We start from the raw sequence: 627 nt of genomic DNA on the forward strand, positions 1-627 counted from the left end.
GTTGTTCCACAGGTTCCAACTTATCTTCTTTTGCCAAATGCCTTATTTCATGCTGGTTTAGTGGATATGACCACGCAAAATAAAACGTTAGAGACAATGCGGAATGCTTTTCATTCCTCCTGGAAAGATGATAAAAAGACAGCCTTTTTTCTGCGTGCTTATGGGGGGAGCCATCACTATGCTTCCAATTTATCTGCTTTTGAATATGGTTATGGTGCTGAGCTCGATTATAATGCATTTCAAGCAGGTGTTTTGTTAAACGAGATTGAGAGTTTATATGGTCGTACATTCTTTGGAGTTTTGGGGAACTATGGAAATCTTTCTCTACACCCTCAGGATGTTGAACAAAGCAAAAAAAGCGCATTTAATAAATGGTCTGTTACTGCTTATGGAAATTTGCAGCATGATACCGGTTTTTATATGGATGGGGTGGTATCGTATGGTCTTTTTAAGGGAGATGTTTTGACCCTTGCACGGGGCAAGGTTGTGGCGTTAAAGGGTAAACAATTTAGCGGTTCTTTAACGAGTGGTAGAACGTTTGCAACAGGGTATAAAGGTGTTGTTTTTGATCCGCAGATTCAGGTTGTTTATCAGCATCTTCAGTTTAATCAGGCGCGTGATATTGAT

General features: G+C 39.9%; 1 protein-coding gene. It reads left to right on the forward strand.

Annotated elements, in window-relative coordinates:
• Positions 1-627 (forward strand): autotransporter outer membrane beta-barrel domain-containing protein (locus ACFINH_RS10265; protein ID WP_375633072.1); only part of this gene is annotated, 627 nt, incomplete at both ends.

The organism is Bartonella sp. AA74HLJMH (genome assembly GCF_042197045.1).
Classification (GTDB): Bacteria; Pseudomonadota; Alphaproteobacteria; order Rhizobiales; family Rhizobiaceae; genus Bartonella.